Genomic DNA, 24,550 nt, shown 5'->3' with positions numbered 1-24,550 from the left:
GTTCTTCTGCCCGCCGGCTGCCGGGCTGGTCAGCCCGGCAGCCGGCGGCCCCTACGCCCGGGCCGGTGCCGTTCGGCCGGGGCACGGCGGGGAACCCTCCGTCATCACATCAGCCCGAGGTAGAGATTCACGTGGGCGGCCGCAGCCTGATCCCAGCTGTGCCGCGCCGCGAGCATCGCGCCGGCGGCGCGGCCGGCCCGGTCTGGCGCCGCGAGGGCGGCGCCGAGCTCGGCGGCCAGGTCCGCCGGGGTCGCGGCGAAGCGGACGGCGCCGGCGAACACCTCGCGCAGCACCGGGAGGTCCCTGGTCACCACGGGAACCCCGGCGGCGAGCGCCTCCATCGCCGCGAGACCGAAGCCCTCCTTGACGGACGGGAAGGCGAAGGCGTCGGCCGCGGCGACCAGCGGGGGCAGATCGGCGTGCGGCACGGACCCGAGCAGCACCGGCTCCACGCCCAGCTCCGCCGCCCGCGCCAGCACCTCGGCCCGGTAGGCGCGGTAGTCGAACAGAGTCTCCCCACCCGCGATCACCAGGGCCGGTGTGGCGACCGGGCGCAGGAGCGCCATCGCCTCGACAAGGTCGCGGGTGCCCTTGCGAGGTTCTATGCCGCCGACCGCGAGCACGTACCGGCCGAGCCGGTCGCGCCACGCGGCGCGGGCCGCCCGCGCGGTCGGGTCTTCCCCCGCCGCGGCGGCGAACCGGCCGGCCTCGACACCGTTTGGGATCACCGTCGCGGTGATGCCCCAGCCCTCGGCGAGCTCCGCCGCGACCGCCGCCGACACGCAGACGTGCGCGTACGGCCGGCGCAGCGCCCGCTCGTGGCAGGCGACCAGTTCGGGCGTGGTGAAGCTGTCGAGGTGATGGACGGTGCGTACGCAGTCGGGGACGGCGTTGGCGCTGATGCAGTCCTGCGCGTGCACGACGTCGTACCCCTCGGCGCTCGCGTGGCCTTCCGAGCCCAAGCCCGGGCCGGGGGCCGTGCCGGCGTAGGCCGGGAAGGCCGCGCCGAGCACGTCGATCGAGCGCAGCACCCGCTCCCCGACGGTCTCGCCCGCCCGGTCGGGGAACGGCACCGCGCGCACCCGGACCGCGGGGTCGACGGGGCGGAAGAAGCCCGCGTCGCCGCCGCGAGCGAGCGTCCACACATCCACCCGGTGGCCGGCGCGGGCGAGCGCTTCCGCGAGGCACAGCGTCGCGACCACCCCGCCGCGCGCCTTGGTCGAGTACGTCAGCAGCGCGATCCGAAGCAGGCGAGACCGGCTGGCGCTGGTCACGGCGTCGGCTCTCCTCCCCGATCGGCGACTGGGTCCCTGGCAGGTCGGCGGAGCCCGGGTTCCTTCCCGGGTCGGCCAAGCCGATCCGGGAGGTCTGGTGGCGGGCCGGCGGCGCTGGAGGTCCCGGCCCCGCCGTCGTCACCGGACCGGGCCAGCGCCGCCTGGGCGGTCGCCACCAGCTCGTCGTGGCTCGGTCCCGCCACCTGCGGTGGGTGCCAGCCGGACGCCTGGACGGCGCGGACTCGCGCGACGAAGTCCGGGTGGGCGAGCAGGTCCGCCGGCATCGCGAGCAGGTTCTGCAGCCGGGCGAACGCGTGCCAGATGACCGGGTCGCGCCCGGCGGCGAGGAAAGCCTCGCTGTTCGTCACGGCCTCCGGCTCGTCCGGCCGCCTCTGCGCCGGTGGAGTCGGCCGAGCCGGTGAGGTCGGCTGAGCCGGCTGCGGGGGCTGCCGCCAGCGGGCCAGGCGGGCGGCGTCCTGCGCGCAGGAGTCGTGGTACCAGGGCAGACCCTCCGCGCGCAGCGCGGCATCCAGCCGCAGTGCGCGCTCGCCTGGGTCACGCGTCGCGGTGACGGCGTCCACCAGCCAGGAGGCGCTGAGCGCGGCGAGCGTCGTCCCGCGGGTGTGCGCCGGGTTCGTGATCAGCGCCGCGTCTCCGATGGCCAGCACGCCGAGCGCCGCCGGCCGCCCGTCGGCGACCAACGGCCGGAACCGGTTGTGCAGCCCAGCCATCGCGGCGACCGGCCCCAGTGGCACCACCGTGCCTACGGGGGTCCGGTCCGGGGCGCGACCGGCGGGGCCCGAGTGTCCCGTGCCGTCGGCGTCGGCGTCGGCGGCCCAGGGCCCCTGCCGGATCGGCGGCCGGGTTCCTGCCCGATCGGCGGCAGGGTTCCTGCCGGATCCGGGGTCCCTGCCCGATTCGGGGTTCCTGCCGGATTGGCGGAGCCTGCGGAGCCGATCTGGGAGGTCCGGAAGCCGATCTGGGAGGTCAGCGATCTGGGAGGTCGGCGATCCGGTAGGTCGACTGCCCTCCAGCCAGGGCGCGACCAGGCCGATCGCCCGGACCGCCGCGTCGAAGGCGGCGTCGTGGCGCAGCACCCGCATCTCGGTGTCCTCGGGCAGGACCCCGAAGGTCACCGAGAACGTGTCGTTGTCGGCCGGGAAGACCAGACAGGAGTAGCGGTCGAAGGAGGCGCCGACGGTATGGCCCCGGTTGAGCTCGGTGGCGAACGAGTGGTCGCCGCCGCGCGCGTAGAAGCGGGAGTAGTAGGTGATCCCGCAGGGGACGGCGAGCTCGGGCGGCGGCGGCGCGCCGGCCGCCGTGAGCAGCTCGTGCACCGGCGAGAGCCGCCCGCCGGCGTCGACCACCAGGTCGGCCTCGACTGTGGCGCCGTCGTCGAACCGCACCCCGCGTACCCACGGCACACCGCCGTGGCCGCCCGGCGCGGACGGGCCGGCGGGTGTGGTCACCAGTCCGGCGACGCGCCGGCCGCCCTGGATCGTCACACCCGGCTCGGTCAGCGCCGCTGCCCGCAGCGTCGCGTCGAGCAGCGCTCGCCTGCAGCCGAGAACGATCAGTTCGTCGGGGTTCCCGGCGAGCCAGGCAGGGACCTCGCCGCCGACCACGCCGGACCGGCCGGCCGGATCCGCCGGGCCGGAGGGGGCGGCGAGGTCCGCGAGGGCGGCGAGAGCCGTGGGGCCGGCGGCGAGAGCGGCGCGGATCTCCGGCGGGGCGGTCTCGGTGATCCGGATCTCGCGCGCGCCGACGGCGAGCAGCGCGTCCAGCAGATCGGGCGTCCGCGTCGCGAGCAGCGCGCGGAACCGGGCGAGAAAGGCGTGCGAGTGCCGCGCCTGCGGCACGCCCGCCCGCGGGAGGACGGCCCTCGGGTCCGCCCGGACCTCGGCGGCGCCTGGCGCGGCCGGGCCGGGCCAGCCGGCCGCCGCGGGGTCGCGGTCGACGACCAGCACCTGGCGGCCCGCGCGGGCGAGCAGCACGGCGGCCAGCAGGCCGGCCGCGCCGGCGCCGACGATGACGACGCGCTCGGTGGCCGCTGGGGACATGGCGGTCTCGCTCCTTGGTAGCTGCGGCGGCCGTGGGCCGTCTAGGGGTCCCGGACCGGCGCCCCGTCGCGTCGCGCGCGGGTCAGCCGGTGCGAGCCGGTGGGACGCGAGCGAAGGGCTGGCGCATCGTCGGCTCGCCGGCGAGCAGGCACTGGATGTCGTAGGCCTCCGGGCGCCGGTCGCGCAGGTGGTTCATGCTTCGGCGGGCGACGTGCAGAGCTTCCTCGACGTCCACGTGAGCCATGGCCATCCCTGGGTCGTCGCCGGTCGCCGCGAGCACGGTACCGTTCGCGTGCACGATCTTGGAGTTTCCGACGAAGGTCAACGACCCGAACTGCCCGACCTGGTTCGCCGACACCCAGACGACCTGGTTCTCCAGCGCGCGCACCTCGTCGTAGACGTCGAAGCGGTAGCGCCACCGGTCCAGGGCCAGGTCGTCGGATGGGTGTGTACGTGACATCGGCCAGGCCGACAGGCATACGATGATCTCCGCTCCGGCGAGCGCGAGGCTGCGCGCCGACTCGGGAAACGCCTTGTCGTAGCAGACGAGCATCCCGATCCGGCCGATCGGGGTGTCGAAGGCGCGGAACTGGTCGCCAGCTTCGTAGGACGCCACCTCGCCCAGCGGCAGATGCACCTTGCGATGCCGGCCGAGCACCGCGCCGCCGCCGACGCAGACCGCGCTGTTGTAACGGTGGTGGCCGGCTCGCTCGGAGTAGCCGATGCAGACGACCATGTCGCCAGCCAGATCGACGAGGCGAGCGATCTCCGGGCCGTCCGGGTCGAGCAGCGGCGCGCTGCCGACGGGCCCCGGGTCGGCGTCTGACGTGAGCTCCAGCAGGTACCCGCCGAGCGCCGCCTCGGGCAGCACCAGTAACTGGGCGCCGCGGGCCCTGGCCGTCTCGATGTGCTGGGCGACCGTACGCATGCACTCGTCCAGGTCTCGCCCGAACGAGTCTGACACGACGGCGATGGTGACGACGGCCATGACTATCCCTCGAGCTCTCCACTATTCAGTTTGCTCATGCCGGGCCCATTCCGGTCACGTGGCCGCTGAGGACGGGAGTGCACAGCCCGTCCGGCCACCGCAGCGAGACGCCGCTGCCGGACAGCAGCCGACCGCAACGGGCCGAGACCGCCGGCGAGCTCGTGGGCATCTGCCGGCCCTCGACATCCGCCGTGACCATCGCGAAGCCCGGGAAGCAGGTCAGCCAGTCTCCGGCCGCCACTCCGGCCGGCCGTGGCACCGCGGCCACATCCAGCTCGGCCGCGCAGCCGCTGGACTCGGCGAGCATGCCCAGCGTGCCGACGACGCCGGCCATGCTCACGTCCTTGGCGGCCACCGGCCGGTGACGCCCCGTCAGCGAGAGCATCGCGCGCAGCTCGGCGGTGCGCCGGCCCGACGTCGAGTCCCACTGGCGGCCGGTGTAGCCCGGCCGCCATCGCCCGGCGAGGTCGGCCGTCACGGTGACGGCATGGCCGGGCAGGCCGGCGCCCGAGCGGATCGGCGCGTCGGTGTGCCCGATCGCGGTGACCGCGAGCGCCGAGGGCATCCCGAGCTGGGTGTGGCCGCCGAGGATCGGCACGCCGAAGCCGTCGGCGGCGGCGCGCAGGCCGGCGAGTACCCGGCTCACCCGCGATACCGTCGGCCCGGCCACCGCGTCCAGCATGCCGAGCGGTTTGGCCCCCATCGCCGCGAGGTCGTTGAGGTTGACCAGCACCCCGCACCAGCCGGCCCAGAACGGGTCCCGGTCCACCATCGTCGGCAGGATCGCGTCGCAGGCCGCGACCAGGCCGGTACCGGGCACGGGTGCGCCGTCGTCGCCGACGAAGCCGGCTCCGCCGGGGCGCAGGGCACCGAGCAGCGCGCCCAGCGGCGCCTTGGTGGTCGCGGCGAGCATCGCGACCCGGTCGATCGGCCAGCGCATCAGCACGTGCGGCGCGCCGCGCACCGTGGTCGGGCCGACCGTCATCCACCCGAGCCGGCCGAAGAACCGCTCCCGGCTCGGCTGGACCGTCGCGTCGAAGCGCAGCGCGCCGGCCGCCTCGGCGTGGGCGCACGCCGCTCGGACCAGCGCGCCACCGACGCCGGCGTAGCGCTCGCGGGCATGGGCGGCCACAGCCAGCCGCCCACCGTGCCACCAGCCGATGTCGTCGCCGCTCCAGGCAGGTGCCGGGCCAAGCCGCACCCCGCCGATCACCTCGCCCACCTCGCCGTCGCCCGGTCTGTCCAGGCTGCGGGCCACCAGCACGACGGTGCGCGGGTCCTCGTCGGCCTCGTCGAGATCCCCCACCGGCCCGTCGTCGAACATGCCCTGCTCGTCGACGAAGACCGCCCGGCGCAGGCGCCGGTACGCGGCGATCGTGGCTGGATCCCGCGCCTGTTCGACCAGGTACCGAGGGCGGCGCAGCAGCGTGCCGGGATCGCCCCAGACCGCGAGCGTGTCCACCGGACGCGGCGGCCGGATCGGGTATGGGTTCGCCGTGAGCAGCGCCGGCCCGGCCCCACCGGTCCGCTCGGGCGGTTGACGGGCCGCCTCCAGTCGCGGGAGGGCCGCGTTGCCCTGGTCGGGGGCATCCCCGGGCGCCTTGCCGGCGGTCTCGGGCGGGTGCCGGGCGGGCTCGACATCGGTGTGGCTGAGGCTCGTCGACGCCACCGCGGCGGTGGAGCCGCGGCCGCGCGCGCCGTTCACCGGTCCGATCGTCAGCGTCCGGGGCTCCGGCCGGGCCGGAGCCGCCGAGCCGGGAGGCCTGGTCTGCGGTTCGCGGCGCCCGCCCATGGTCTTCGTGAACGCCTCGCACCCGCAGCCACAACCGGTCGCGGAGTCACCTGCCATGGGTCAGCCTCCTGCCTCGGGCAGTGCCGAACAGGCACCGCAGGCGGCGCAGCCAGCGCCCTGGTCGGCGCCGCGCATCCCGGCGGCGCGCAGCGCCGCCGCGACCCGGCGCGTCACGTCGGCCACGACGCCCGCATCCGGCGCGCGAGCGCCGTCGCGGGCGGCCAGCGTCCCGCCCAGCGGGCGGAACGGGACGACGAACGGGTAGACACCCATGCCGATCAGTCGCTCGGCGCCGACGACCAGCTCGTCCGGGTCCTCACCGAGGCCGACGAGCAGGTATGTCGACACCCGGTTGCGCCCGAAGACGCGGACCGCCTCGGCCCACGCCGCCTCATAGGCGGCCAGCGGGACGGTCGCCTTACCCGGCGTCCAGCGGGCGCGGACGGCGTCGTCCAGCGACTCGATGTGGATCCCGATCGCGCTCGCCCCCGCGGCCCGGAGCTCGGAAAGCACGGCGAGGTCGCCCGGCGGCTCGCACTGGACCTGAACGGGCAGGCCGGGCACGGCCGCGAGCACGGCCCTGGTCGCCTCGGCGAGCAGCCGGGCGCCGCGGTCGGGCGCGGCGGTGCTGCCCGTCGTCATCACCATCTGGCGCACCCCGTCGAGCTGGACAGCGGCCCTGGCGACCTCGGCAAGCTGCGCCGGCGTCTTCAGCCGGGTCGTAGCCCCGGACCGCAACGACTCCTCGATGGCGCAGAACCGGCATCGGTCCGGCTCCTGGTAGCGCACGCAGGTCTGCAGCACGGTGGTCGCGAGTACGTCGGCGCCGTGCAGCCGGGCGATCTGCTCGTACGGGACGCCGTCCGCGGTGACCAGGTCGTAGAACCGCGGCCGGCGCACCGGCTCGACGGGCACGCCGAGGTCCGTGCCGTCGTAGAGCAGCCGTCCGGCGTTCACCTCGTACCGGCTGGTCGCGACGATCGGCAGTGCCGCGCCCCGGCCCCCAAGCACCACGTGGCCGTCGTCGCTCGGCCCGGCGCCGGCGGTGCGGCGCACCGGCGCTGTGAGCCGGACGCCTTGCACGGCCAGGCCGATCCTCGTCTCCAGGCTCGCGCCGGGCCTCGCGGCCTGGCTCAGGTCGAGGCGCGGGCCCTGGCCCTGGACCTTGCCGCCGCCGGTCGCGGTGGTGCCGGACCCGGGGGCGCTCGTGCCGGTCGCCTCGGCGGGGGCGGGCGGCGGCGTCATCAGAACATGTAGGTCGAGTTGATGATCGCGCCCTTGCGTGCGTAATGGATCACGCAGTCCTGGATGTCGAGCGGGTGCGCCGGGATCGCGCCGTCGATCAGGTCCTCTTCGCGCAGGCCGTGCAGCGAGAGGCCGAACCGGCAGACGTAGACCTTCCCGCCCTCCTTGATGAAGGTCTCCAGCTGGTTGTTGATGTTGTGCTCGCCAGCGAAGGCCGAGTCGCCGGTGCGCGGGAAGCCGCGGGTGGCCATCGCGTTCATCGCGCCGGGGCCATAGAAGTAGATGACCGATTCGAAGCCCTTCCTCAGCGCGCGGGTCGCCTGCAGGATCGCCACGAAGCTGACCGACGACTCGTGCGCGATGCCGTGGATCAGAGTCAGGTAGCACTCGCCGTTCTCGGCCTGGTAATCCGGGAAGATCTTCGTCGAGCCGTAGAGGTTGCTGCCGGGCGGCAGCGACGGGTGGGGGACCTCGGTCAGACTCTGCTGCTCCAGCTCGGTCAGCTCCATCGGGGCGGCGACTCCTCTCTGCGCATCCGCGCGTTGCCTGGCTTCCGGGTCCTTCTGGTGCTGGTCATGACGTCTCTGGCGGCGGGCGGATCTCTGCCGCCGTGGCCGTCGCCTCGGTGTTGACGACCTCCCAGCTCGCTTACCTCCCAGCTCGCTTACCTCCCAGATCGGCTCCCAGACCTCCCCGATCGGCTTCGCCAATCGGGCAGGGACCCCGGATCCGGCAGGGACCCTGCCGCCGATCCGGCAGGAACCCCGGGCGAGAGGCCGTGGCATGGTCGGGTTCTCGGTGGTCTGAACGGGTCTGGTCCGGCTGGCACGGTTCCACTGTGGGCGGGCGGCGCCCGTCGGTCTGTGGCCCCGCTGTGGGCCTAATCTCCGGGTCGCCCGGCGTTTTTCGCTGTGGCGCCGGCGGGTTGGCCGCCTGGGGCATCCGTCGGGCGCGGCCGGGCCGGCCGCGCGATGGCGGCGGGCCGCCGGTCAGGTCACGCCCGATCCGTACAGGGACGCGAAGTTGTCCATGAAGACGTGGCGGGCCAGCTCGCCGTCGCCGACCGCCGCCGCGAGTCGGGCGAGCTCACCGGGGTGGTCGCCCCACGGCTCGTCGCTGGCGAACAGGAGCCGGTCGTGGCCGACGCCACGGCGTTCGATCTCGGCGGCAAGCCAGCGGGGCGCGAAACCCACCGCCCAGCTGGTGTCGGTGTAGACCCGCTTGCCGCTCGCGATCCAGTCGAAGAACCGGCCGCCGATCAGCTTGATGTGCCCGCTCACCCCACCACCGAGGTGGACAAGGTGGATGCGGACGTTGTCGGCGTACCGGTCGACCAGGAGCCCGACCAGGTCGATGTCGGACGCCGCGCCCGGCGACGTATGGACATGCACCACCAGGTCGTGGGCCGCGGCCGTCGCGAAGATGGCGTCGAGCTGGGGCGCGCACTCGGCGGCGTCGGCTCGTCCGCCGAGCAGAAAGCTCAGCTTCAGGGCGACGACGCCCGGCTCGCCAGCGAGCGACAGCGCCTTCTCGGTCAACTCCGCGTCCGCCGGCCGAGGTGAGACCCACAGGCCCGCGCGGATCCGGTCGTCGGCCTGAGCGGCCTCGAGGCACAGCTCGTTGAAGCCGAATGTGACGCCGACGTCGGGAACGCCGTAGTTCGGGATCACGAGGGTTCTGGCGGTGCCCTCCCGGTCCAGGTCGGCCCTGAGCTCGGCGATGGTCGCTCGCGCGCCGAGGTCCGGCGTTACCGGCGGTCCCCCATAGAAGCCAAAGGCGGGCAGGACGCCGAGATGACGGTGCGCGTCGTGTACTTCTCGCAGCGGCACGGCCACAGTGAAGCATCCGGTCGTTTCCGCCGTGCAACAGATCCGACACAGTCACACACGGTCTTGTCGGGCGTGGGTGGCTCCGGGCGGTTCCGTGCGGCCGGCTTCCAGGCAGTGAGCTCGGGTTTTGGAATGAGTGACGCCTGAGAGTCACGTTAAATGTTCGGAGCGTAGACGACGCGCGGCGAGCTAGAGGTCAAAGCCGGGACTTTGGTCCCCTCCCAACCGAACAAGCGGGGGACGTAGGCTCATGTCACACCCCGACGGTCGCACCTCCTGCGTTCCCCCCGTACGCCAGGAGTAACGGACGCCGGGGTGTCCACATTTGCATGGACTGCCTGCCCGGGACCGCGCTTTCGCCGATCCTTGAGGTCGACTTTCTCGCCGCGTCATGGTTCCGCGCCGTCCGCGTTGTTCATGGATCTGATCCGCATCGGCGGTGCCCGTCCGCGCCACGGGTAGACCGATCCGCTGGATACGTTGCCTGTAGGCACGCCGACTCCTGGACGTCCGTTTGCGGCGCGCCGCGTTCCCCGGCCCCGCGTTCCCCGCACCTCACGGATCGGCCCCACGGGACACGCCGGCCGTGCTCGCTTCTCTCGCCGTCTTCACAGCCCGCTACCGGCCCCAATGCGGACTACCCAGGTCAAGCCCGCCGGATGGGTGGTTCGCCGGACTTCTGGGGCCGCGGCGGGGGTGGGCGGAATCGGGGTGTGCTCGCCGGTGGTGGGGTGGGCTGGGCGGGGATGGGGGGCAGCCGATTGGGGAGAAGGCGGGAACACACGGTGCTGATGGGTGGCGGGACGGGAAGTATTCGGATCTCGTTCTCCGGATACGGCAGGCCGGATTGGCCGAGAGCGGTTAACGTTCTGCTGACGGTGGTGGTGTCGACGACATCAGGGCGCGGACGACGGCGGTCGCTGACCCGACTGTTCGAGTGCTTCCGGTCCCCGGTGCCCGCTGGCACGCCCGCCGAGTGGTTTCGGCCGACGACGCGCCGCCGACTGGCCTCGGCGGCCGTCCTTTCGCCGTGGCTTTTGTCGTGTCTTACGGAGCCCCTGATGGCGCCGCGCCGCGGGAGTGCCGCGCCTGCTCACCGCGGGTGTGGGCCTGGAAAGGCCTGGAAGGCCATGAGCATCCGAGCTTCGGGTGACGCCATCGGGAAGACAGGGGGAATGGGTGCGGGTTCCAGCGGCGAGAATCGTCTTCTCCGAGGCTGACCGGGCGCAGATCACGGCGGCGGCGACGGAGATCCTGGCCAGCGGGCAGCTCACGCTCGGGGCATATACCCGGGAGTTCGAGGACGCCTTCGCGCGCGCGCACGGTGCGCCCTTCGCCGTCGCGGTGAACAGCGGGACCGCCGCGCTGGAGATCATTCTCCGGGCCGTCGGCGTCGCCGGCGCGGACGTCGTGCTGCCGACCAACACCTTCGCGGCCACCGCCTTCGCCGTGCTGCGCGCGGGCGGGCGCCCGGTGTTCGCGGATGTCGGCCCCGACACGCTCGCGCTTTCGGCGACCACCGTCGAGGCCGCGCTGACGAAGGACACCAAGGCCGTCGTCATCGTGCACATCGGTGGCCTCATCCCGGAGGACATCGGCGACGTCGAGGCATTGTGCGCCGAGCGTGGACTGATACTCGTCGAGGACGCGGCCCACGCCCACGGGTCGACCCGGGCGGGCCGGCACGCCGGGTCGTTCGGCGCCGCCGCGGCGTTCTCGTTCTACCCGACGAAGGTCATCACCAGCGGTGAGGGTGGAATGATCCTCACCGCCGACGAACGGGTACGGGACGAGGCGCTCCTTTACCGTGACCAGGGGAAGGCCGGTTTTCTCGGCAACGTGCACATCCGGGAGGGGTATGCGTGGCGGATGAGCGAGCTGCACGCCGTCACCGGCCTCGTACACCTTCGCCGGTTGCCGGAGTTCCTGTCTAACCGTGCACGGATTGCTGCCAGGTATGACGCGGCCATCGATGATCTCGCTGGTGTGCGGCGCATCCAGGTCCCGCTGGGAGACGTCACGAACTATTACAAGTACGTCGTGATTCCCTGGCCCGGTGTCGACCGTTCCTCGCTGCGCAAGGAGCTCAAGGAGAGGCACGGCGTCGGACTGGCCGGCGAGGTCTATGAGGCGCCGCTGCACCAGCAGCCGGTCTTCGGGGAGCACGCCGGAGGAACGCTGCCCGTCGCCGAGGACATCTGTGCGCGACACATCTGCCTGCCCGTTCATTCGGACATGACCGACCAGGAGGCGGACCACGTTCTGGCGGCCCTCTCGGCGGCCTTGCGGACCCTGACCCTGGCCGGCTGACGAGCCCGGCCCGGCGGGCCGGGACCGCCGTGCGGCCGCCGGCATCGGCGTGCGGCGGCCCCGGGCGGTTAGTCCTCATCGTCCGTCTCGTCCGCCCCGCGGACCGTCCAGGCGGCGTGGGCCCGGCCGGTCTCCTCGTCGTGGCGGCCCTCCTCTTTGGAGCACAGACATGCGAGTTGCGGTTACTGGCGGTTCCGGATTCATCGGCGCACACGTCGTCGACCGACTGCTCGACGCGGGCCACGAGGTTCGCGCGCTCGACCTCGACGTGAGCAACGCCGACCCGCGCGCCGATGGCCAGGCGGTCGACGTCCTCGACCTGGACGCGGTGGTCGCCGCCCTCGACGGATGCGACGCGGTGTTCCACATCGCCGGCATGTCGAACGTCGACATCGCCTTTGCCGACCCCGTGGGCACCGTGCGGCTCAACGTCGAGGGCACCGGCAACGTCTGCGAGGCGGCCCGCCGGTGCGGCCTGCGCCGAGTGCTGTTCGCCAGCACGGTCTGGGTCTACGGCGCGGTTCCCGAGACGCCCGGCGACGCTCCGGACGGCCGCGCCGGAGCCGACACCGGCGCCGACCGCGGCCAGGGCCGCGGACTGACGGAGGATGCGTTCATCGAGCTGGACCGGGCCGGGCACGTCTACACGTCGACCAAGCTCGCGGCGGAGCTGCTGCTGCACAGCTACCGGGAGACCTACGGTCTACCGTTCACGATCCTGCGTTATGGCATTCCTTATGGGCCAGGGATGCGCGACGAGTTGGTTCTCGCCCGGTTCGTGGCCCGCGCGCTGGCCGGCGAGCCGCTGACAGTCGCGGGCGACGGGCAGCAGTTCCGCCGTTACGTGTACGTCCGCGACCTCGCTGACGCGCATGTCCGCGCGTTGACGACGCCAGCGGCCGAGAACGCGACGATCGCGCTGGAGGGCGCCGAGCGGGTAAGCGTGCTCGACATGGCCGAGGCTGTCCGAGCTCACTTCCCCGACATCAAGATTGAACACGTTCCCGCGAGGCCCGGCGACTATCGGGGCAGGGAGGTGTCGGCCGAACTGGCCGCGCGACTGCTCGACTGGCGGCCGACCACCGTGTTCCGGGACGGCGTCCGCCAGTACATCGAGTGGTACCGAGGCAACCGGGAGGACGGCGTCGCGCCGGCGTCCGCGGCCCGGCCTCCGGCCAGTCGGCCGCGGCCCTCGGCGACCGTCCCGGCCGCGGCGAGTGGCAAGCCCGCGGCCGAGCAGGGCGGTAAGGAGGCCGCGCCGTCCGCCCGGTCGACCGGCGTCCCCGCGGCGTCGGGGGAGCGGTGATGGCCACCGAGCCGGGCCGGCGGCCCGGTCTGGCTCGCGCCCCCGGCGACCCGGCCCAGATCCCGACCGTTCCGTTTCGTCCCCAGGACGTGCCCACGGCGCCCGATCCCCAGGTCCGTGCCGCGCGCGCCGCCGGCACCGGCACCGGCACTGGGCCCTGGGCTGGGGCTGGCGGACTCCCGGTCCCGACGACTCGGCCTCGGCCGAGCGGCGGCGCGCTGCTTCTCACCGGTTCGCTCGGGATGGGCCACCATGTCATGGCGCAGGCGTGCGCCGTGTCGTTGGAGGCCCGGCAGATGCGGGTGCGCACGTTGGACAGCCTGCGGATGCTCGGTGGCCCGGGTGGCCGGATCGGTGAGGCCGTGTTCCGTGGGATGGTCGGTGTTCCTGGCCTGTACGACGCGTTCCACTTCAACCAGCTGCGTACCGGCGGACGGATCGCCACCGGTATCGATGCCGTCTCCAGCCGTTTCCTGGTGCCGCGGATGCGGGACGAGCTGACTACAGAGCCAGTAAGCCTCGTGATCTCCATTTTCGCCACCGGCGCCGCGGCAACGAGCCGGATCAAGCCCGACTTCCCCGGCCTCGTCACCGTCGTGTTCTGTACCGACGTCTGCCCGCACCGGTTGTGGGTGCACCAGAACACCGACCTCTACCTGGTGACCTCAAAGACAGCGGTGCGCTACGTGCGCCGGTTCCACCCGTCCGCCGAGGTCGCCGTCGTGCCGGCTCCGGTGCGCGCGCCGTTCTACGAGGCACCAACCCAGCGTGATGCCCGGCTGGCCTTCGGTATTCCGCTGGAAAGCCGATGCGTGCTGTTGATGTCCGGATCCTGGGGGCTCGGCCCACTGGTCGAAGCGGCGGAGGCGCTGGCAGCCACCGGCGTCTGGGTGTTCGCCGTGGCCGGCCATAACGCGAAGCTGGCGCGCAAGCTCGCGGCGCTCGCCGAGCGTGAGCACCGGGTCATCCCGTTTGGCTTCACCGACCGCATCCCCGCGCTCATGGCCGCCGCCGACCTGGTGGTGACCTCGTCCGGCGACACCTGCAGCGAGGCCCGCGTGATCGGCCGCGATCTGCTGCTGCTCGACGTGGTGCCGGGCCACGGCCGCGACAACCTGCAGGGTGAGCTGGAGAAGGGCGGCGCCGAGATCGCCGGGCGCGACCCTCGCGCGCTCGCCCGCTCGGCGCTGGCGGCGCTCGACCGGGTGAAGCCACCGATACGACGGATCGCGCGCGGCCCGGAGGACTGGGAACGTGCCTTCGGTATAGCCCTGGCCCAGGTCGGCCTCACGCCTGGCCGGTGAGGACGGGCACTGGCACGGTGGCGGTACCTGGCCGTGGCCGTGGCGCGGCTGGGAGCGGCCGGTGAGTACCGCCATCGCCTACGGGCTGCCCGCGGCGGTCGGCTCGGCGGCGCTGTACGGGGTCGCGCCGCTCATGCAGGCGGTGGCGGCACGCCGCGAACAGGCTGGCAGCGGGCTGGGCCTGGGCCTGCTGGCCCGGCTCGTGCGCCGGCCGCTGTGGCTGCTCGGTCTCACCGTCGAGATGGCGGCCTTCGTGCTCGAGGTGTACGCGCTGTCCGTTGCCCCGGTCGCCATGATCGGCCCGGTGATGGCGCTCGACATGATCGTGTTCACACTGCTCGCCGGCTGTGCGCTGCGCGAGCACCTCAGCCGCGTCGGTGTGGTGGCGATCTGTGTGATGGTCGCCGGCGTCGGCCTGCTCGCCTACGCGTTCGAGCAGCACGGCCAGGTCGGCTCGCTGGCCAGCAACCGGGTGCTGCTGCTGTTCCTGTCGTTCGGGCTGGTGTTCTCGCTGCTCGCCGCCCTCGGCGCGAACAGGGCGGCGGCCAGGCAGCGGGTCGCCACCGCCGCGCTCGGGTTCGGCGTCGCCGCCGGGACCGCATACGCGATCGCCACGCTCGCCACCCGGCAGTTCGGGCTCGCGCTCGACGAGCGCCGCGCCGGCGGCTTCCTGGGCGCCTACCTGTTCGAGCTGCTCCGGACCCCGGCGCCTTACCTGCTCATCATCTTCTCGGTGCTCGCGGTGAGCCTCGAGCAGCGTGGCCTGCAGGGCCAGGCGGCCGTGGTCGCCTTCCCGGTGACCAGCGGGGTGTCCGCCTTCCTGCCGGTGGTGCTGGGCCTGACCATGTTCGACGAGCCAGCACCCGCCGAGGGGCACTTCATCGCGTTCGTTCTCGCGCTGGTGCTCATCGCCGCCGGCATCGCGGGTCTCGCGCGCGACCGCGCCGCCGCCGTGGAGGCGAGTGAGGCCGGTTCCGCCAGCCCCGCGGGGGCCCACCAGGGGCTGGCGACGGAACTGGCCGAGGCACGGACGCCTGGCGGCCCGGTTCCGGGCTCCACGTCATGTGGCTGGTCGCGCCCGCCCCCACCCGGCACCGCGTCCGTGAGGCGGACCGCGCCGACGTCCCCGCAGCGCTCCGCGCCGACGCCTCCCGAGCACGGGCAAGGCCCACCGGAGTAGCCAGCGGACCAGGGGCCTGACGGTGCGCCGGCCAGACGCTCGCCGGCCGGCCGCCGGGCCGTGCGGACATTCCCACACGTATGCCGTAGCAGTGGGATGCCGGTTGCGCAGGTGGCAAGTCGGCGGGCGAAGCGTGACCGCTCGTGCGCTGACTGTTATTAGTAGGACAGGCCGGCCGCCCGGGTTCACCCCCCGATCGCCCGGGCGCCCGGCCGTCCACCTCTTTCAGGTCCGAACTTCCCCCATGCTCGGGCCCGCGCCCGGCGCCGTTCCGTGAGCGGGCCGGGCGGGACTCGGGCAGCGGAGCAGGAACCGCCGGCAAGAACCCAGGCCTCGCGTCCGGCAGGGGCCCGGGAACCCCGGATCCTCGCCACCTCCGACGGCCGGCGCGGCCCGGCTCGGTCAGCTGTGGAAGCGCTCGATGGCCTTGCGGACGCGAGAGTTGGCCTGCGCGAAGGTGATCTTTCCATCAACGTAGGCCGACAGCGCGGCCCGTCGGACACGCTCGGCCCGTGGGTCCTCGAGCGGCGTGTTGAGCAGGTTTGTCGTGGCGGTGGCCACGGCGATCACCTCCCGGTACCGGGGACAAATTAAGGAAGCGGAGGAGCTGAGATGCGGTGAGAACGCCGCCGCGACGCTGCGGGCGGAGCGGCTGTGTTGCCGCCGAGGGGTTGTGCTGTACCTGGTGCCGGCCCGCGGGCGCCGCTATGAGGGGGGCGCGGCCAGCGGACCGATGATCGGTGCGGCACACCGCGCCTGGCCGGGCGCCGCGAATGCGCGGGAGCGGGCGGGCGCCTGCCGGTTGGCCGACGCGGCCGGGGCTCGGTGGGCCGAGGGGGCCGGCGGCGTGAGTACGCCGCGGCCGCATGCCGGAGCCGGCCACGGCGCGGTCGCCGCGCGGGTCCAGCTCTTCGCGATCACGGCTGTGCTCCTGTCGTGACTGCCGGCGGTACGCCCGTACCTGCGTCGGTCGGGCGGGCCGCTTGGACGAGATGCCGAACCGGTGTCGCGGGCCGTGTCGTCGCCGCGTTATCACGCTGCTCGACACAACCCAGACGAACGTCATATCAACGCAGCCCGACCGAACCTCTACAAGAGTGCGCGACGGTCGGCGCGCACGCAAGAGCCAAAACGGCCGTGTTGGGACGTTCGGCGCCGCGACTTCGTTCCCGCCTCTACGACGCCGTTCCGACAACGGGTCTTCCCTGGCCAGGAGGCCGTCGTCGCCCGGCCAGGTGCGAGGCGCTCACGGGCCGGTGCCCGCGGTTCAGGCAACAGGGCGAGCCTAAGACGCTCCCGCGCCACGGCGTGTGGTGCGCATCCGGTGTGTGCAGCTGCCGGTGCATCCGACGAATGTGTCTGGTTGGTCCGTCGGCGCGCGGCAGCCGTCCGGTTCCTGAACCTGTCCGGATGCGTGCTGGACCTGGCGACAACCGGGTCCGATGAGCGGCGATGGTCTTCGAACCGCCCGGTCGAGGCCCAGGTGACCTAGGCCTTCGTGGGAGGGGGCGGCCATGCCGAGCCCGCCCAGCGGCAGAGGCGCGGCTGGGCGGGCCCGGCAGCCGGACCCGCCCAGCCGCGCCGATCGGCTACCTCCGGGGCGTGTGCGCATCCGTTAGCCAAGACGGGTACGGCGATGTCCCTCCCCTGCCTGCCCTCGCCTCGTCTCCCGGCCGAGGCAGGGCGGCGTCGCCTCAGCGGGCTGACAGGCGCAGGTTGAACTCGCCGTCGCGCGCGCCCGAGAGGAAGGCATCCCACTCGGCGGCGGAGAACGCCAGCACCGGGCCGGCCGGGTTCTTCGAGTCCCGCACCGCCACGCCGTGGCCGAGCGGCGCCACCTCGACGCACATTCCGCCGGCGCCGTTGCTGTAGCTGCTGGTGCGCCAGCGGAGCTGGGCCACGTCGACGTCGGTGAGCGACGGCTTCGCGTATTTGTTCACTTCATATCCTCCGCTATGGACGAAATCATCTGCATCGACTCCTCCGGACTCAGCGCAGAGGCCATCAGGTAGTCGAGCTTCAGTCTATAGCGCCGAATTTCCGAAGGCCGCTCGAGGTAGAGGCTTCCGGCTGCCTCTTCGATATAGACCACATCGTGGTCGCTGGAGTTCGGAAATCCCAAGATAGAGAATGTGCTACCTAGTCCGGCATGTGCGCCGACTGAGAACGGAAGCGCCTGGATCGTGACATTGGGAAGTTCTGACTGTTTGCGCAGCCATTGCAGCTGGCCGCGCATGACCGCCGGGCCGCCGATGGTGCGGCGCAGCACGGCCTCGTCGAGGATGACCCACAGCCGCGGCGGGTTGTCGGCGGTCAGCCGGCGCTGTCGGTTCAGGCGCAGCGCGACCATGCGGTCGACCTCGTCGTCCGGGCTTTCCGGCGCCTCGGCCCGGATGACGTGTCTGGCATAGTCGGCGGTCTGCAGGAGGCCGTGCACCAGCTGCGACTCGTAGACGCTGATCGAGGCGGCGTCGCCCTCCAGGCCGATGTAGATCTCGAACCAGGCCGGCACCACGTCGTGGTAGTCGTGCCACCAGCCGTGACGGCGGGACTCCCTGGCGAGCGCCAGCAGCGCCTCGCGGTGCTTGTCGTCGTGTATCCCATACAGGGTCAGCAGATCCTGCACGTCGCGGGTGCGGACGGGGACCCGCCCGTTCTCCAGCCGGCTGACCTTCGAGACGGAGCAGCGCAGCAGGTCGCAGACCTCCTCGACGGAGACACCGGCCGCCTCGCGCAGCCGCCGCAGCTCAGCGCCCAGGCGCCTGCGCCGTACCGTCGGGCCGCCGCTTGTCGCCATCGTCGTCTTCCCTCCGGTCAGTGCCGTCCCGTCGGCGCCCTCGACCTCGACCTCGACCTCGATCTCGGCCTCGGCCTCGGCTTCAGGCTCGGGCTCGGCAGAGGCCGGAGCCGCCGGTGGCGTGGCTGGCCCGGTGGCCGGCCTCGTCGACGCGGCCGTTCCCGACGTCTCCGGCGCCCTTGTCTCCGGCGCCGAGGCTCGCGGCGGCGTCGACGTCTCCGACATGACGGGCGACGCGCCGGTCGCGCGTGGCCGGCCCAGTTTCGCCGGCCGTATCGGCTTTGACGGCATCGTGGCTGCCTGTACCCCTTCCGCTGCCGCCGGCTCGCCGGTCGCGCCAGGTCCACTCGTGGTCTCTGGCTCTCCGGTGGCGGTCGCGGCACTGGGCCAGCTGGGCGTCGTCGGCCGGGGCGCTGACCCGGTCTGGCCGGGGCTCGCCGTGGGCGCCTGCCGCGCCGACGCAGGTCCCGGGTTCGTCCGTACTGGATCGATCAGTCCTGACCCATCGCTGCATCTAGCCACCGGTCCGCCACCGTCCTCGCGCGCTACCGAGCATCCCGTAGCAAAACCCTTACAGAAGCTCTTGCATATGCGTGTGGCGGGCGCCATGCTTCCGGTCTGTCCTCACTTTGAGTGGCAAGAAAGCGCCTCAGCGTGAGAAGTTGGCGACGGATGGATGCGTGGGGGGAGCGTGGCGGTGAGCGCAACCGCGAGCCGGCTAGCCGGCCAGGTCAGCGGCCTCGCGCGCCACGCGGAGAAACACCGCCCCCCCGTCCGCCCAGGAGATCCCCCGCGACCCCGAGGTCCGCGTCGCCATGCGCGGCGCGTAGCGGCCACATCGACGGCGCTGACTGACGGCGACGCGCACGCCCGGCGTGCGCCGCGGTCGTGCTACCCACGGGTGGCCAGCCACTCCTTCTCGCTCGCGCGGCCAGACGTCTGCCCCTCCCTGCCCAGCGCAGGGTTTCCCCTTCCCAGTACCGCTCTTGCCCGGACACGACCGAGCCCGGTCGTCCGGGCCGCGGCGGCCGATGTCTCTTGGAGGACCGATGACCTCGCGCCTTCGTGTCAGGACCTGCGGCGCCCTCACTCCTCGGATCCGGCGCGGGCCGGTGGAGCGGCCCGTTCCCGTGACCAGCGACCAGGTGCCGCTGACGGAGGCGGCCGTCGGCGAGGGCTCGCCCGACCGCTTCGGAGTGATCGTCTTCGAGGGTGGGCCGTGGCAGGCGCGTCGTGTCGTTCTCGCGTTCGACACCGCGCTGCAGGCGGCCGCGTTCGCGGCCGAGCACCGGTTGTCGGACTACCTGGTCGCGCCGCTGTCATTCCTCACCCCGACCGGCGTGCCGCGAGCCTGACGTCGCCCGGCCCCCACCGCCGGGGATTCCCGGGCGGCGTGAAGCCGGCCCGCGCACGTGGCGCACGTGGCTTGCGTGACGCACGTGGCATGCGCGGTCGGCGGCACGCCGCCGGGAGATTCACTACCCGCCAGCTCGGCCCCTTCCCGGCGTCGAAGCCGCGGCCTGGTCGTCGACCAGGCGGGTCGATGGGGGAGGACGCCCTCGAAGCGCGGCCGCCGGCCGCGTCCGTTTCCGGTGTTGGTTTCCTCGTCCGAGTGCTGACCGCAACGTGGCGGTCGGCGGGTTGCCCGTATTCGGAGTCCTGGGTTCCTCGCGTTCTTCGGGGTTCGCCTGCTCCGGCGACGGCGGCCGCACCCGGGTGACGCGTGACCGGCACCGCTCTCCAGAAAGGCGTGACAACGATGACCCGCCCCTACCTGGTGTTCGATGGAGACGGCGAGCTGGTCGGCAGCTTTCCGGACTGGGAAGCCGCGCACATCTGGGCTCACCGGCGCTCGACCGAGCCGCTGACCTCTCAGCCGGTGCAGATCGAGGACCGCGCCGGCCGGCGCACCTGGACGGTCGAGGGCGGCAGCTGCCGGCTCACCGTCTGGCGCCGCCGGGTCGAGTACGGCTACTGCATTGAGGAGCGCCACCCCCGGGTCGTCCCCCTGCGCACCCACGCCTGGGCGTCCTGACCGGTTCTCCGCCCGGGGACCTGCCTGGCGCGAGAGCTGCCCGGTCCGGGTCCGGGACGTGCCCGGACAGCCGGCGGACATGGAGTTGGTCACGGCCGTTCGCCCTCCCCGCGGTTCGTACTCGCTCGCCGCGGCGGTAGTCACCGCTAGCCTCGGGCGGCGTTCACCCGGTCCGTTCACCCGGTCCGTTCACCCGGTCCGGTCGCCCGGCGCGATGAGGCCGGTCTCGTAGGCCGCGATGACGAGCTGGGCCCTGTCCCGGGCCGCGAGCTTCACCAGCAGGTGGCTGATGTGGGTCTTCACCGTGGACACGCCCACGTCGAGCGCCTGGGCGATCTCCGCGTTCGAGTACCCGTTCGCGACGTGGGTGAGCACTGCGCGCTCCCGTTCGGTGAGCGTCGACAGAAGCCCGGCGGCGTCGGGCCCGCGCCCTGTCGCCGGGTGGGGCCGGCGGGCAAACTCGGCGATGAGCCGCCGGGTGATCCCGGGCGCGAGGAGCGAGTCTCCGGCCGCGACCGTCCTGATCGCGGTCACCAGGAGCTCGGGTTGGGTGTCCTTCAAGATGAACCCGGCGGCGCCCGCCCGTAGCGCCCCGAAAACGTACTCATCGTCGTCAAACGTCGTCACGACGAGGATCCGTGGCTTTGCCACGTCCTGAGCACCGCCGGTATCCCGTGACTCGGGCCTGGCCGTGGCCGTGGACGCGGCGTCCAACGCCGGAACCTGGGCTGTCGTCGTATCGGCGGCGATCACTCGGGTCGCCTCGAGCCCGTCCATGACCGGCATCCGGATGTCCATCAGCACCACGTCCAGCCGCAGCCGGCGGCACTCGCGGACCGCCGCGATGCCCTCTCGGACGGCCCGTCGGCCAGCAGGAGCCGGGCCACGCCGGCTCGAATCGTGATCATGCTCAGCGTGTGCGAGACGATGTCGTGCACGTCGCGGGACAGCCTGAGCCGTTCCTCGGCCCTGATGCGCTGTTCCTGTTCCACTCGCTGCCGTAGGAGCGCGAGTTCGAGGCCCTGGCGGTACTCGCGGCGGGTGCGTAGCGCGTCTCCGACCAGCCAGCCGACCGCGACGAGCGCGAGCTGCACCGCGTCCTGGTCCTGCTCCGGATGCAGTGGTAGTGCCAGGAGCCCGGCGGCGCTGGTCGCGACGGCGGCCGGGGTCGCCATGGGGGGCGTGATCTACCTGCGGCGATCGCCGGTCCGGGACCTCGAACAGCCCGGCACCGCCGCGTGGTGGCCGCATCTCGCGCTGTTCCTCGTGGCCATCGGACTGCTGGCGATGGCCCGGATCCGGTTACGACATCGTCAGCACCATCGGTACCGTCGTCAGTTCCATGTGGCCGGCGGGGCGCCGTCGGATGGTCAGGACCAGCCCGTCGAGCTGCTCCTGTTGGCTCCACTTGGCAGGCCGGCCGGCCGGCGGATCTGGCGGACGCTGCGGGCCGCGCGGCGCTCGCCCGGTGGCCTCGCGCGGCTGGTCGCGGCGGCTGTCCTGGCGACACCGCTGGCCTACAGCCTGTTCCGCGCCGGTATCCAGGTCCTCGGGGACCTCGACCCGAACTTCACCACCAACGCCTCAGGAGAAAGGCATCGACGTCGCGCTGGCCGTGGATTTCGTGCGGTTGGCATGCACCGACGCCTACGACGTAGGGATCCTCTTCAGCCGAGACAGCGACTTGATCCCCGCTTTGGAGGCCGTTCGCGACCTTGAAGGCGGCAAGACGCATGTTGAAGTGGCAACCTGGAAGGGCTCCAGCCGACTGCGCTTTCCGGACTCGCAGTTGCCGTGGTGTCACTATCTGAGTGCGGAGGACTACGAGGCCTGTCGCGACGACACCGACTACACGGCCCCATGATTTTTGCCGGCTGGTCCGCGTGAAGGCCCACGAGTCCTCGTGAGACAGCGAGGTGAGTGACGCGGACGATTTTACGGGTGTGGGTCTCGGGCCGTCGATGGCCATTGATGTGGCTACCGCGAGCCCACGTGATCGGAGGTTTGCTGATGATCCGCCAGGGCCTCGCGTAGGCGCCGGCGGGCGCGATGTAGGCGTTGTCGGACGGCGGATGGAGTGAGCTGCAGGGCCCCGGCGATCTCGTCGGTCGTCAGGCCGTCCCAGGCAGAGAGGGTGAGAACCGCCCGGTCGGTCTCGCTGAGCTGGCCCACCGCCGCGCGAATCTCGACGCTGATCGGCGTTCTCCCGCCCGTCGGCGGTCCGGTGGGGACGGCCGACGGACGGGTGCGTCGAGCCCGGCCGGATCAAGGGCGGTCGCGGTGGAAGCGGACCGTGTCGCCCTCGGTGTGGTGGTGACGGAAGCCGGACTTGGCCAGGACGCGGATCGAGGCGGGGTTTGGTCGTTCGACGTTGGCAAGCACGGTCCGCACGGCGGGAAGTGCGAAGGCGAATTCTGTCAGGGCGATGACCGCCTCGGTGGCGTAACCACGGCCTTGGCGGGACGGCACGATGCCGTAGCCGATCTCGACCCGACCGTCGGTCGGCGGCCAGAAGAGCCCGATTCCGCCGATGATCAAACCACTGTCCCGTTCGACGACCTGACGGTGACCGAAGGGACCCATCCAGGCGGGGTACCGCCCGAGCCCGTCGGCAATGACCTGGTCGCCCTCATCCGGGAAGTCGTCGGCCCAGTGCGCTGGCCGGCGCACCGGGAGGCCGTCACCGTTGCTCGCAGCGGTGACGGCGAGCACGGCCGTCCTTTCCTCGGCGCTCCAGAGACGCAGAACCAGGCGTTCGGTGATGAGGTCCGTAGTCGTCGTCATGCGTCGGATCGCCCCAGTGCTCGGCGGACCGCGATCTCAACCGCGGAATAGGCCCCGTCGGGGCGGTCAAGATTGAGGAGCCCTGTCGGAGGCAGCGGCGGTTGGGCGAGGAAACGCGGGATCGTGCCACAGTGGGGCTGGGCCGCGTGGATGAGGAACGGGTGGCACAGGTAGACGTCGCCGGCCTCGCCGGTGGCCAGGGCCAGCGGCCGGTCCGATGGGTCGAGCTTCCCGGCGGCGCCCATCTCTTCGCACAGCTCAAAGATGCCGCGGCCGGCGTCCCCGGCTGGCTCCAGGAACGGCGGCACGTCGAGGTGCGAACCGGCCTTGATCCGGGTGGGTGCGTCGTCAGGACCGACATCGGAAAACAGGAACAGCATCAACAACGCCCGATCGCGTGACCGCAGATTCAGCCAGAACGAGGACTCGCCGTCGGGCAGGTAGCTGCCATCGATGTGCCAGCCCGCATCGCCGGGGTCGTCCGGGTGGGGGAATCGGATCGGGAAGGTGCCTAGCCCGTCGCGGGGCAGCCACCGTCCGGGGCCGACGAGCTGGTCCCATGCGCCGCGCAGCCGGGCTGTGGTGACGGCCTGCCGGAACGGTTCCGCCGCGGAACCCGGGATACGCACGACAGGCCGGGTCCAGGTCGCCGGGTCGGTGGGATCGAGACCGGTCATCCGCCAGAGGATCTCACGGCCCTCATCCGCCACCGGCCGCGGGAACGCCCCGGCCATGCCGCGGAAACGAACGAGGTCCGGCGCCTTTCCCGGCGTCACCGCCGCCCTTCGGCGCTCTACCGCGAGACCCACTCCTCATAGCGGCCGACGGTGACGAAACCCAGAGACTCGTAGAGGCTCTGGGCCATCTGCGTGGACTGCAAGGTCGCGGTCCGTGCACCGTTCCGTTCGGCGGTGGCGAGCACGTGCCGCAGCAATGCCGTCGCCAGGCCGCGCCGTCGCCAGGCCGGCACCGTGCCGACGGCGTAGATACCGCAGTCGTCGCCGTGCCGGAAGGTCCAGGCGCTGGCGATGGCGAAGCCCTCTCGCACCAGTACCCAGGCCGCCAGGCCCGGGATGGCCTCCGGCTCGCCTAGATCGGCCACCGGGACCGGCTCGTCACCGGCCCGCGTGGCGGCGGCGATCGAGGCCCGCATGACTCCGTCGTGCCGGGCCGGCCCCGGCCGCAGATCCGTCCGCATGACGAGCGTCGTCGTGTCGCGGGTGAATCCATCGAGCGCGCGCAGGTCGTCGGACGCGTTCAGGTCCGTCGCCCGGCTGGGTATCCACAACGCCCAGGTGCCGACGCCCGCCTCCACGTAGACGTCACGGAGCGTGGAAATGACAGCAGGCTCCGGGGCGTGGGGGCTGGCGGTCGAGACGATCGCGTTGTTCAGTGGCGCCCATGCGGGGAACACCGCGGCGGCCGCTTCGGGCGACCGGATCAGCCGGGCCCCGGAGGACGCCAGCGCCAGGGCCGCCCAGCTCGCGAGCAGGGTCTCCTGCCCCGGTAGCCCCGTGCTTACGCTCGACACCTGCCTGACCTCCCTTGGCCCCACGTGTGGCGGGTCCGTCCCGAGACGTCGAGGCGTCATCGGCCGCTGGTATCGACTATGCCCGGGCCGGGACCGTCCGGCCGATTCGCCGGGA

24 protein-coding genes are annotated in these 24,550 nt (G+C 72.6%); 8 read left to right on the top strand and 16 right to left on the bottom strand.

Going from position 1 to position 24,550, the window contains the following annotated elements; translation table 11 throughout:
• Nucleotides 1–104 precede the first annotated feature (104 nt).
• The 7 genes from BCD48_RS36885 to BCD48_RS36855 form a co-directional block, all read right to left on the bottom strand.
• Entirely contained in the window at nucleotides 105–1,274 is a 1,170-nt protein-coding gene (locus BCD48_RS36885; protein ID WP_116271790.1) for an MSMEG_0565 family glycosyltransferase, read from the bottom strand.
• A complete protein-coding gene (locus tag BCD48_RS36880) occupies nucleotides 1,271–3,334 on the bottom strand; it encodes an NAD(P)-binding protein (protein ID WP_071053030.1) in 2,064 nt (687 codons plus the stop codon). Before BCD48_RS36880 ends, BCD48_RS36885 begins: the two co-directional genes overlap by 4 nt.
• Nucleotides 3,335–3,416: 82 nt before the next feature.
• Complete coding sequence (locus tag BCD48_RS36875) at nucleotides 3,417–4,322, bottom strand: carbon-nitrogen hydrolase family protein (RefSeq protein WP_071053029.1); 906 nt, start codon at nucleotides 4,320–4,322, stop codon at nucleotides 3,417–3,419.
• A gap of 34 nt (nucleotides 4,323–4,356) precedes the next feature.
• Nucleotides 4,357–6,171, bottom strand: a complete 1,815-nt coding sequence (locus tag BCD48_RS36870) for an MSMEG_0567/sll0787 family protein (RefSeq protein ID WP_241842291.1) — start codon at nucleotides 6,169–6,171, stop codon at nucleotides 4,357–4,359.
• Between the two features lie 3 nt (nucleotides 6,172–6,174).
• Nucleotides 6,175–7,359, bottom strand: a complete 1,185-nt coding sequence (locus BCD48_RS36865; RefSeq protein WP_241842290.1) for an MSMEG_0568 family radical SAM protein — start codon at nucleotides 7,357–7,359, stop codon at nucleotides 6,175–6,177.
• Entirely contained in the window at nucleotides 7,359–7,868 is a 510-nt protein-coding gene (locus tag BCD48_RS36860) for an MSMEG_0572/Sll0783 family nitrogen starvation response protein (RefSeq protein ID WP_071053028.1), read from the bottom strand. Before BCD48_RS36860 ends, BCD48_RS36865 begins: the two co-directional genes overlap by 1 nt.
• A gap of 480 nt (nucleotides 7,869–8,348) precedes the next feature.
• Complete coding sequence (locus BCD48_RS36855; protein WP_071053053.1) at nucleotides 8,349–9,188, bottom strand: amidohydrolase family protein; 840 nt, start codon at nucleotides 9,186–9,188, stop codon at nucleotides 8,349–8,351.
• A gap of 1,179 nt (nucleotides 9,189–10,367) precedes the next feature.
• Here BCD48_RS36855 and BCD48_RS36850 point away from each other — a divergent pair.
• The 4 genes from BCD48_RS36850 (at nucleotide 10,368) to BCD48_RS36835 (ending at nucleotide 15,288) form a co-directional block, all read left to right on the top strand.
• Nucleotides 10,368–11,498, top strand: coding sequence for a DegT/DnrJ/EryC1/StrS family aminotransferase (locus BCD48_RS36850; protein WP_071053027.1), 1,131 nt, complete (start codon nucleotides 10,368–10,370; stop codon nucleotides 11,496–11,498).
• A 169-nt stretch (nucleotides 11,499–11,667) separates the two neighbouring features.
• The gene (locus BCD48_RS36845; RefSeq protein WP_071053026.1) at nucleotides 11,668–12,804 is read left to right on the top strand and encodes an NAD-dependent epimerase/dehydratase family protein; all 1,137 of its coding nucleotides are present in this window, start codon (nucleotides 11,668–11,670) and stop codon (nucleotides 12,802–12,804) included.
• On the top strand, nucleotides 12,804–14,108 hold the full coding sequence (locus BCD48_RS36840) for a glycosyltransferase family protein (RefSeq protein WP_071053025.1): 1,305 nt from the start codon (nucleotides 12,804–12,806) through the stop codon (nucleotides 14,106–14,108). The genes BCD48_RS36845 and BCD48_RS36840 overlap by 1 nt, the downstream gene beginning before the upstream one ends.
• A gap of 61 nt (nucleotides 14,109–14,169) precedes the next feature.
• A complete protein-coding gene (locus tag BCD48_RS36835) occupies nucleotides 14,170–15,288 on the top strand; it encodes a hypothetical protein (protein WP_241842289.1) in 1,119 nt (372 codons plus the stop codon).
• A gap of 402 nt (nucleotides 15,289–15,690) precedes the next feature.
• On the opposite strand, the gene BCD48_RS52690 is transcribed toward BCD48_RS36835, so the two are convergent.
• Entirely contained in the window at nucleotides 15,691–15,849 is a 159-nt protein-coding gene (locus BCD48_RS52690) for a hypothetical protein (RefSeq protein ID WP_198543549.1), read from the bottom strand.
• Between BCD48_RS52690 and BCD48_RS36830 the strand changes: the two genes are divergently transcribed.
• Nucleotides 15,836–16,228, top strand: coding sequence for a hypothetical protein (locus BCD48_RS36830; RefSeq protein WP_131804174.1), 393 nt, complete (start codon nucleotides 15,836–15,838; stop codon nucleotides 16,226–16,228). The genes BCD48_RS52690 and BCD48_RS36830 overlap by 14 nt on opposite strands.
• A 754-nt stretch (nucleotides 16,229–16,982) precedes the next feature.
• Here the strand turns inward: BCD48_RS36830 and BCD48_RS36825 are convergent.
• Entirely contained in the window at nucleotides 16,983–17,228 is a 246-nt protein-coding gene (locus BCD48_RS36825) for a DUF397 domain-containing protein (protein ID WP_071053023.1), read from the bottom strand.
• A complete protein-coding gene (locus BCD48_RS36820; RefSeq protein WP_071053052.1) occupies nucleotides 17,225–18,085 on the bottom strand; it encodes a helix-turn-helix domain-containing protein in 861 nt (286 codons plus the stop codon). The genes BCD48_RS36825 and BCD48_RS36820 overlap by 4 nt, the downstream gene beginning before the upstream one ends.
• A gap of 1,049 nt (nucleotides 18,086–19,134) precedes the next feature.
• Here BCD48_RS36820 and BCD48_RS36815 point away from each other — a divergent pair.
• Nucleotides 19,135–19,440 (top strand): hypothetical protein, encoded by a 306-nt coding sequence (locus BCD48_RS36815; RefSeq protein WP_083419760.1) that lies wholly within the window; start codon nucleotides 19,135–19,137, stop codon nucleotides 19,438–19,440.
• 404 nt (nucleotides 19,441–19,844) lie between these two features.
• Nucleotides 19,845–20,120, top strand: coding sequence for a hypothetical protein (locus tag BCD48_RS36810; RefSeq protein ID WP_071053022.1), 276 nt, complete (start codon nucleotides 19,845–19,847; stop codon nucleotides 20,118–20,120).
• 189 nt (nucleotides 20,121–20,309) lie between these two features.
• Here the strand turns inward: BCD48_RS36810 and BCD48_RS36805 are convergent, their stop codons facing one another.
• Together BCD48_RS36805 and BCD48_RS47780 are read right to left on the bottom strand one after the other, a co-directional pair.
• Complete coding sequence (locus BCD48_RS36805) at nucleotides 20,310–20,918, bottom strand: LuxR C-terminal-related transcriptional regulator (RefSeq protein WP_241842288.1); 609 nt, start codon at nucleotides 20,916–20,918, stop codon at nucleotides 20,310–20,312.
• Nucleotides 20,918–21,295, bottom strand: coding sequence for a histidine kinase (locus tag BCD48_RS47780; protein ID WP_241842287.1), 378 nt, complete (start codon nucleotides 21,293–21,295; stop codon nucleotides 20,918–20,920). Before BCD48_RS47780 ends, BCD48_RS36805 begins: the two co-directional genes overlap by 1 nt.
• Before the next feature lie 167 nt (nucleotides 21,296–21,462).
• Here BCD48_RS47780 and BCD48_RS56085 point away from each other — a divergent pair, with 167 nt between their 5' ends.
• Nucleotides 21,463–21,984 carry an NYN domain-containing protein gene (locus tag BCD48_RS56085; RefSeq protein WP_349308076.1) on the top strand — a complete coding sequence of 174 codons (522 nt, stop codon included), beginning with the start codon at nucleotides 21,463–21,465 and terminating at the stop codon, nucleotides 21,982–21,984.
• A gap of 113 nt (nucleotides 21,985–22,097) precedes the next feature.
• Here the strand turns inward: BCD48_RS56085 and BCD48_RS36795 are convergent, their stop codons facing one another.
• The 4 genes from BCD48_RS36795 to BCD48_RS36780 all read right to left on the bottom strand — a co-directional run bounded on the left by BCD48_RS36795 (nucleotide 22,098) and on the right by BCD48_RS36780 (nucleotide 24,435).
• Complete coding sequence (locus tag BCD48_RS36795) at nucleotides 22,098–22,304, bottom strand: sigma factor-like helix-turn-helix DNA-binding protein (RefSeq protein WP_274536624.1); 207 nt, start codon at nucleotides 22,302–22,304, stop codon at nucleotides 22,098–22,100.
• Nucleotides 22,305–22,385: 81 nt separating this feature from the next.
• On the bottom strand, nucleotides 22,386–22,904 hold the full coding sequence (locus tag BCD48_RS36790; RefSeq protein WP_071053020.1) for a GNAT family N-acetyltransferase: 519 nt from the start codon (nucleotides 22,902–22,904) through the stop codon (nucleotides 22,386–22,388).
• A complete protein-coding gene (locus BCD48_RS36785; RefSeq protein WP_241842285.1) occupies nucleotides 22,901–23,680 on the bottom strand; it encodes a phytanoyl-CoA dioxygenase family protein in 780 nt (259 codons plus the stop codon). The genes BCD48_RS36790 and BCD48_RS36785 overlap by 4 nt, the downstream gene beginning before the upstream one ends.
• Before the next feature lie 17 nt (nucleotides 23,681–23,697).
• Complete coding sequence (locus BCD48_RS36780; RefSeq protein WP_241842284.1) at nucleotides 23,698–24,435, bottom strand: GNAT family N-acetyltransferase; 738 nt, start codon at nucleotides 24,433–24,435, stop codon at nucleotides 23,698–23,700.
• Nucleotides 24,436–24,550: the final 115 nt, after the last annotated feature.

The organism is Pseudofrankia coriaricola (assembly GCF_001854805.1).
GTDB lineage: Bacteria > Actinomycetota > Actinomycetes > Frankiales > Frankiaceae > Pseudofrankia.
This window is presented reverse-complemented; position numbering and strand designations above follow the sequence as displayed.

Excerpts from the sequence above, each read along its gene's own strand:
- BCD48_RS36870 (WP_241842291.1), bottom strand. The coding sequence starts at position 6,171 with ATGGCAGGTGACTCCGCGACCGGTTGTGGCTGCGGGTGCGAGGCGTTC.
- BCD48_RS36845 (WP_071053026.1), top strand. The coding sequence starts at position 11,668 with ATGCGAGTTGCGGTTACTGGCGGTTCCGGATTCATCGGCGCACACGTC.
- BCD48_RS36790 (WP_071053020.1), bottom strand. The coding sequence starts at position 22,904 with ATGACGACGACTACGGACCTCATCACCGAACGCCTGGTTCTGCGTCTC.
- BCD48_RS36840 (WP_071053025.1), top strand. The coding sequence starts at position 12,804 with ATGGCCACCGAGCCGGGCCGGCGGCCCGGTCTGGCTCGCGCCCCCGGC.
- BCD48_RS36875 (WP_071053029.1), bottom strand. The coding sequence starts at position 4,322 with ATGGCCGTCGTCACCATCGCCGTCGTGTCAGACTCGTTCGGGCGAGAC.
- BCD48_RS47780 (WP_241842287.1), bottom strand. The coding sequence starts at position 21,295 with ATGGCGACCCCGGCCGCCGTCGCGACCAGCGCCGCCGGGCTCCTGGCA.
- BCD48_RS36860 (WP_071053028.1), bottom strand. The coding sequence starts at position 7,868 with ATGGAGCTGACCGAGCTGGAGCAGCAGAGTCTGACCGAGGTCCCCCAC.
- BCD48_RS36820 (WP_071053052.1), bottom strand. The coding sequence starts at position 18,085 with ATGGCGACAAGCGGCGGCCCGACGGTACGGCGCAGGCGCCTGGGCGCT.
- BCD48_RS36815 (WP_083419760.1), top strand. The coding sequence starts at position 19,135 with ATGACCTCGCGCCTTCGTGTCAGGACCTGCGGCGCCCTCACTCCTCGG.
- BCD48_RS56085 (WP_349308076.1), top strand. The coding sequence starts at position 21,463 with ATGTGGCCGGCGGGGCGCCGTCGGATGGTCAGGACCAGCCCGTCGAGC.
- BCD48_RS36865 (WP_241842290.1), bottom strand. The coding sequence starts at position 7,359 with ATGACGCCGCCGCCCGCCCCCGCCGAGGCGACCGGCACGAGCGCCCCC.
- BCD48_RS36810 (WP_071053022.1), top strand. The coding sequence starts at position 19,845 with ATGACCCGCCCCTACCTGGTGTTCGATGGAGACGGCGAGCTGGTCGGC.
- BCD48_RS36805 (WP_241842288.1), bottom strand. The coding sequence starts at position 20,918 with ATGGACATCCGGATGCCGGTCATGGACGGGCTCGAGGCGACCCGAGTG.
- BCD48_RS36880 (WP_071053030.1), bottom strand. The coding sequence starts at position 3,334 with ATGTCCCCAGCGGCCACCGAGCGCGTCGTCATCGTCGGCGCCGGCGCG.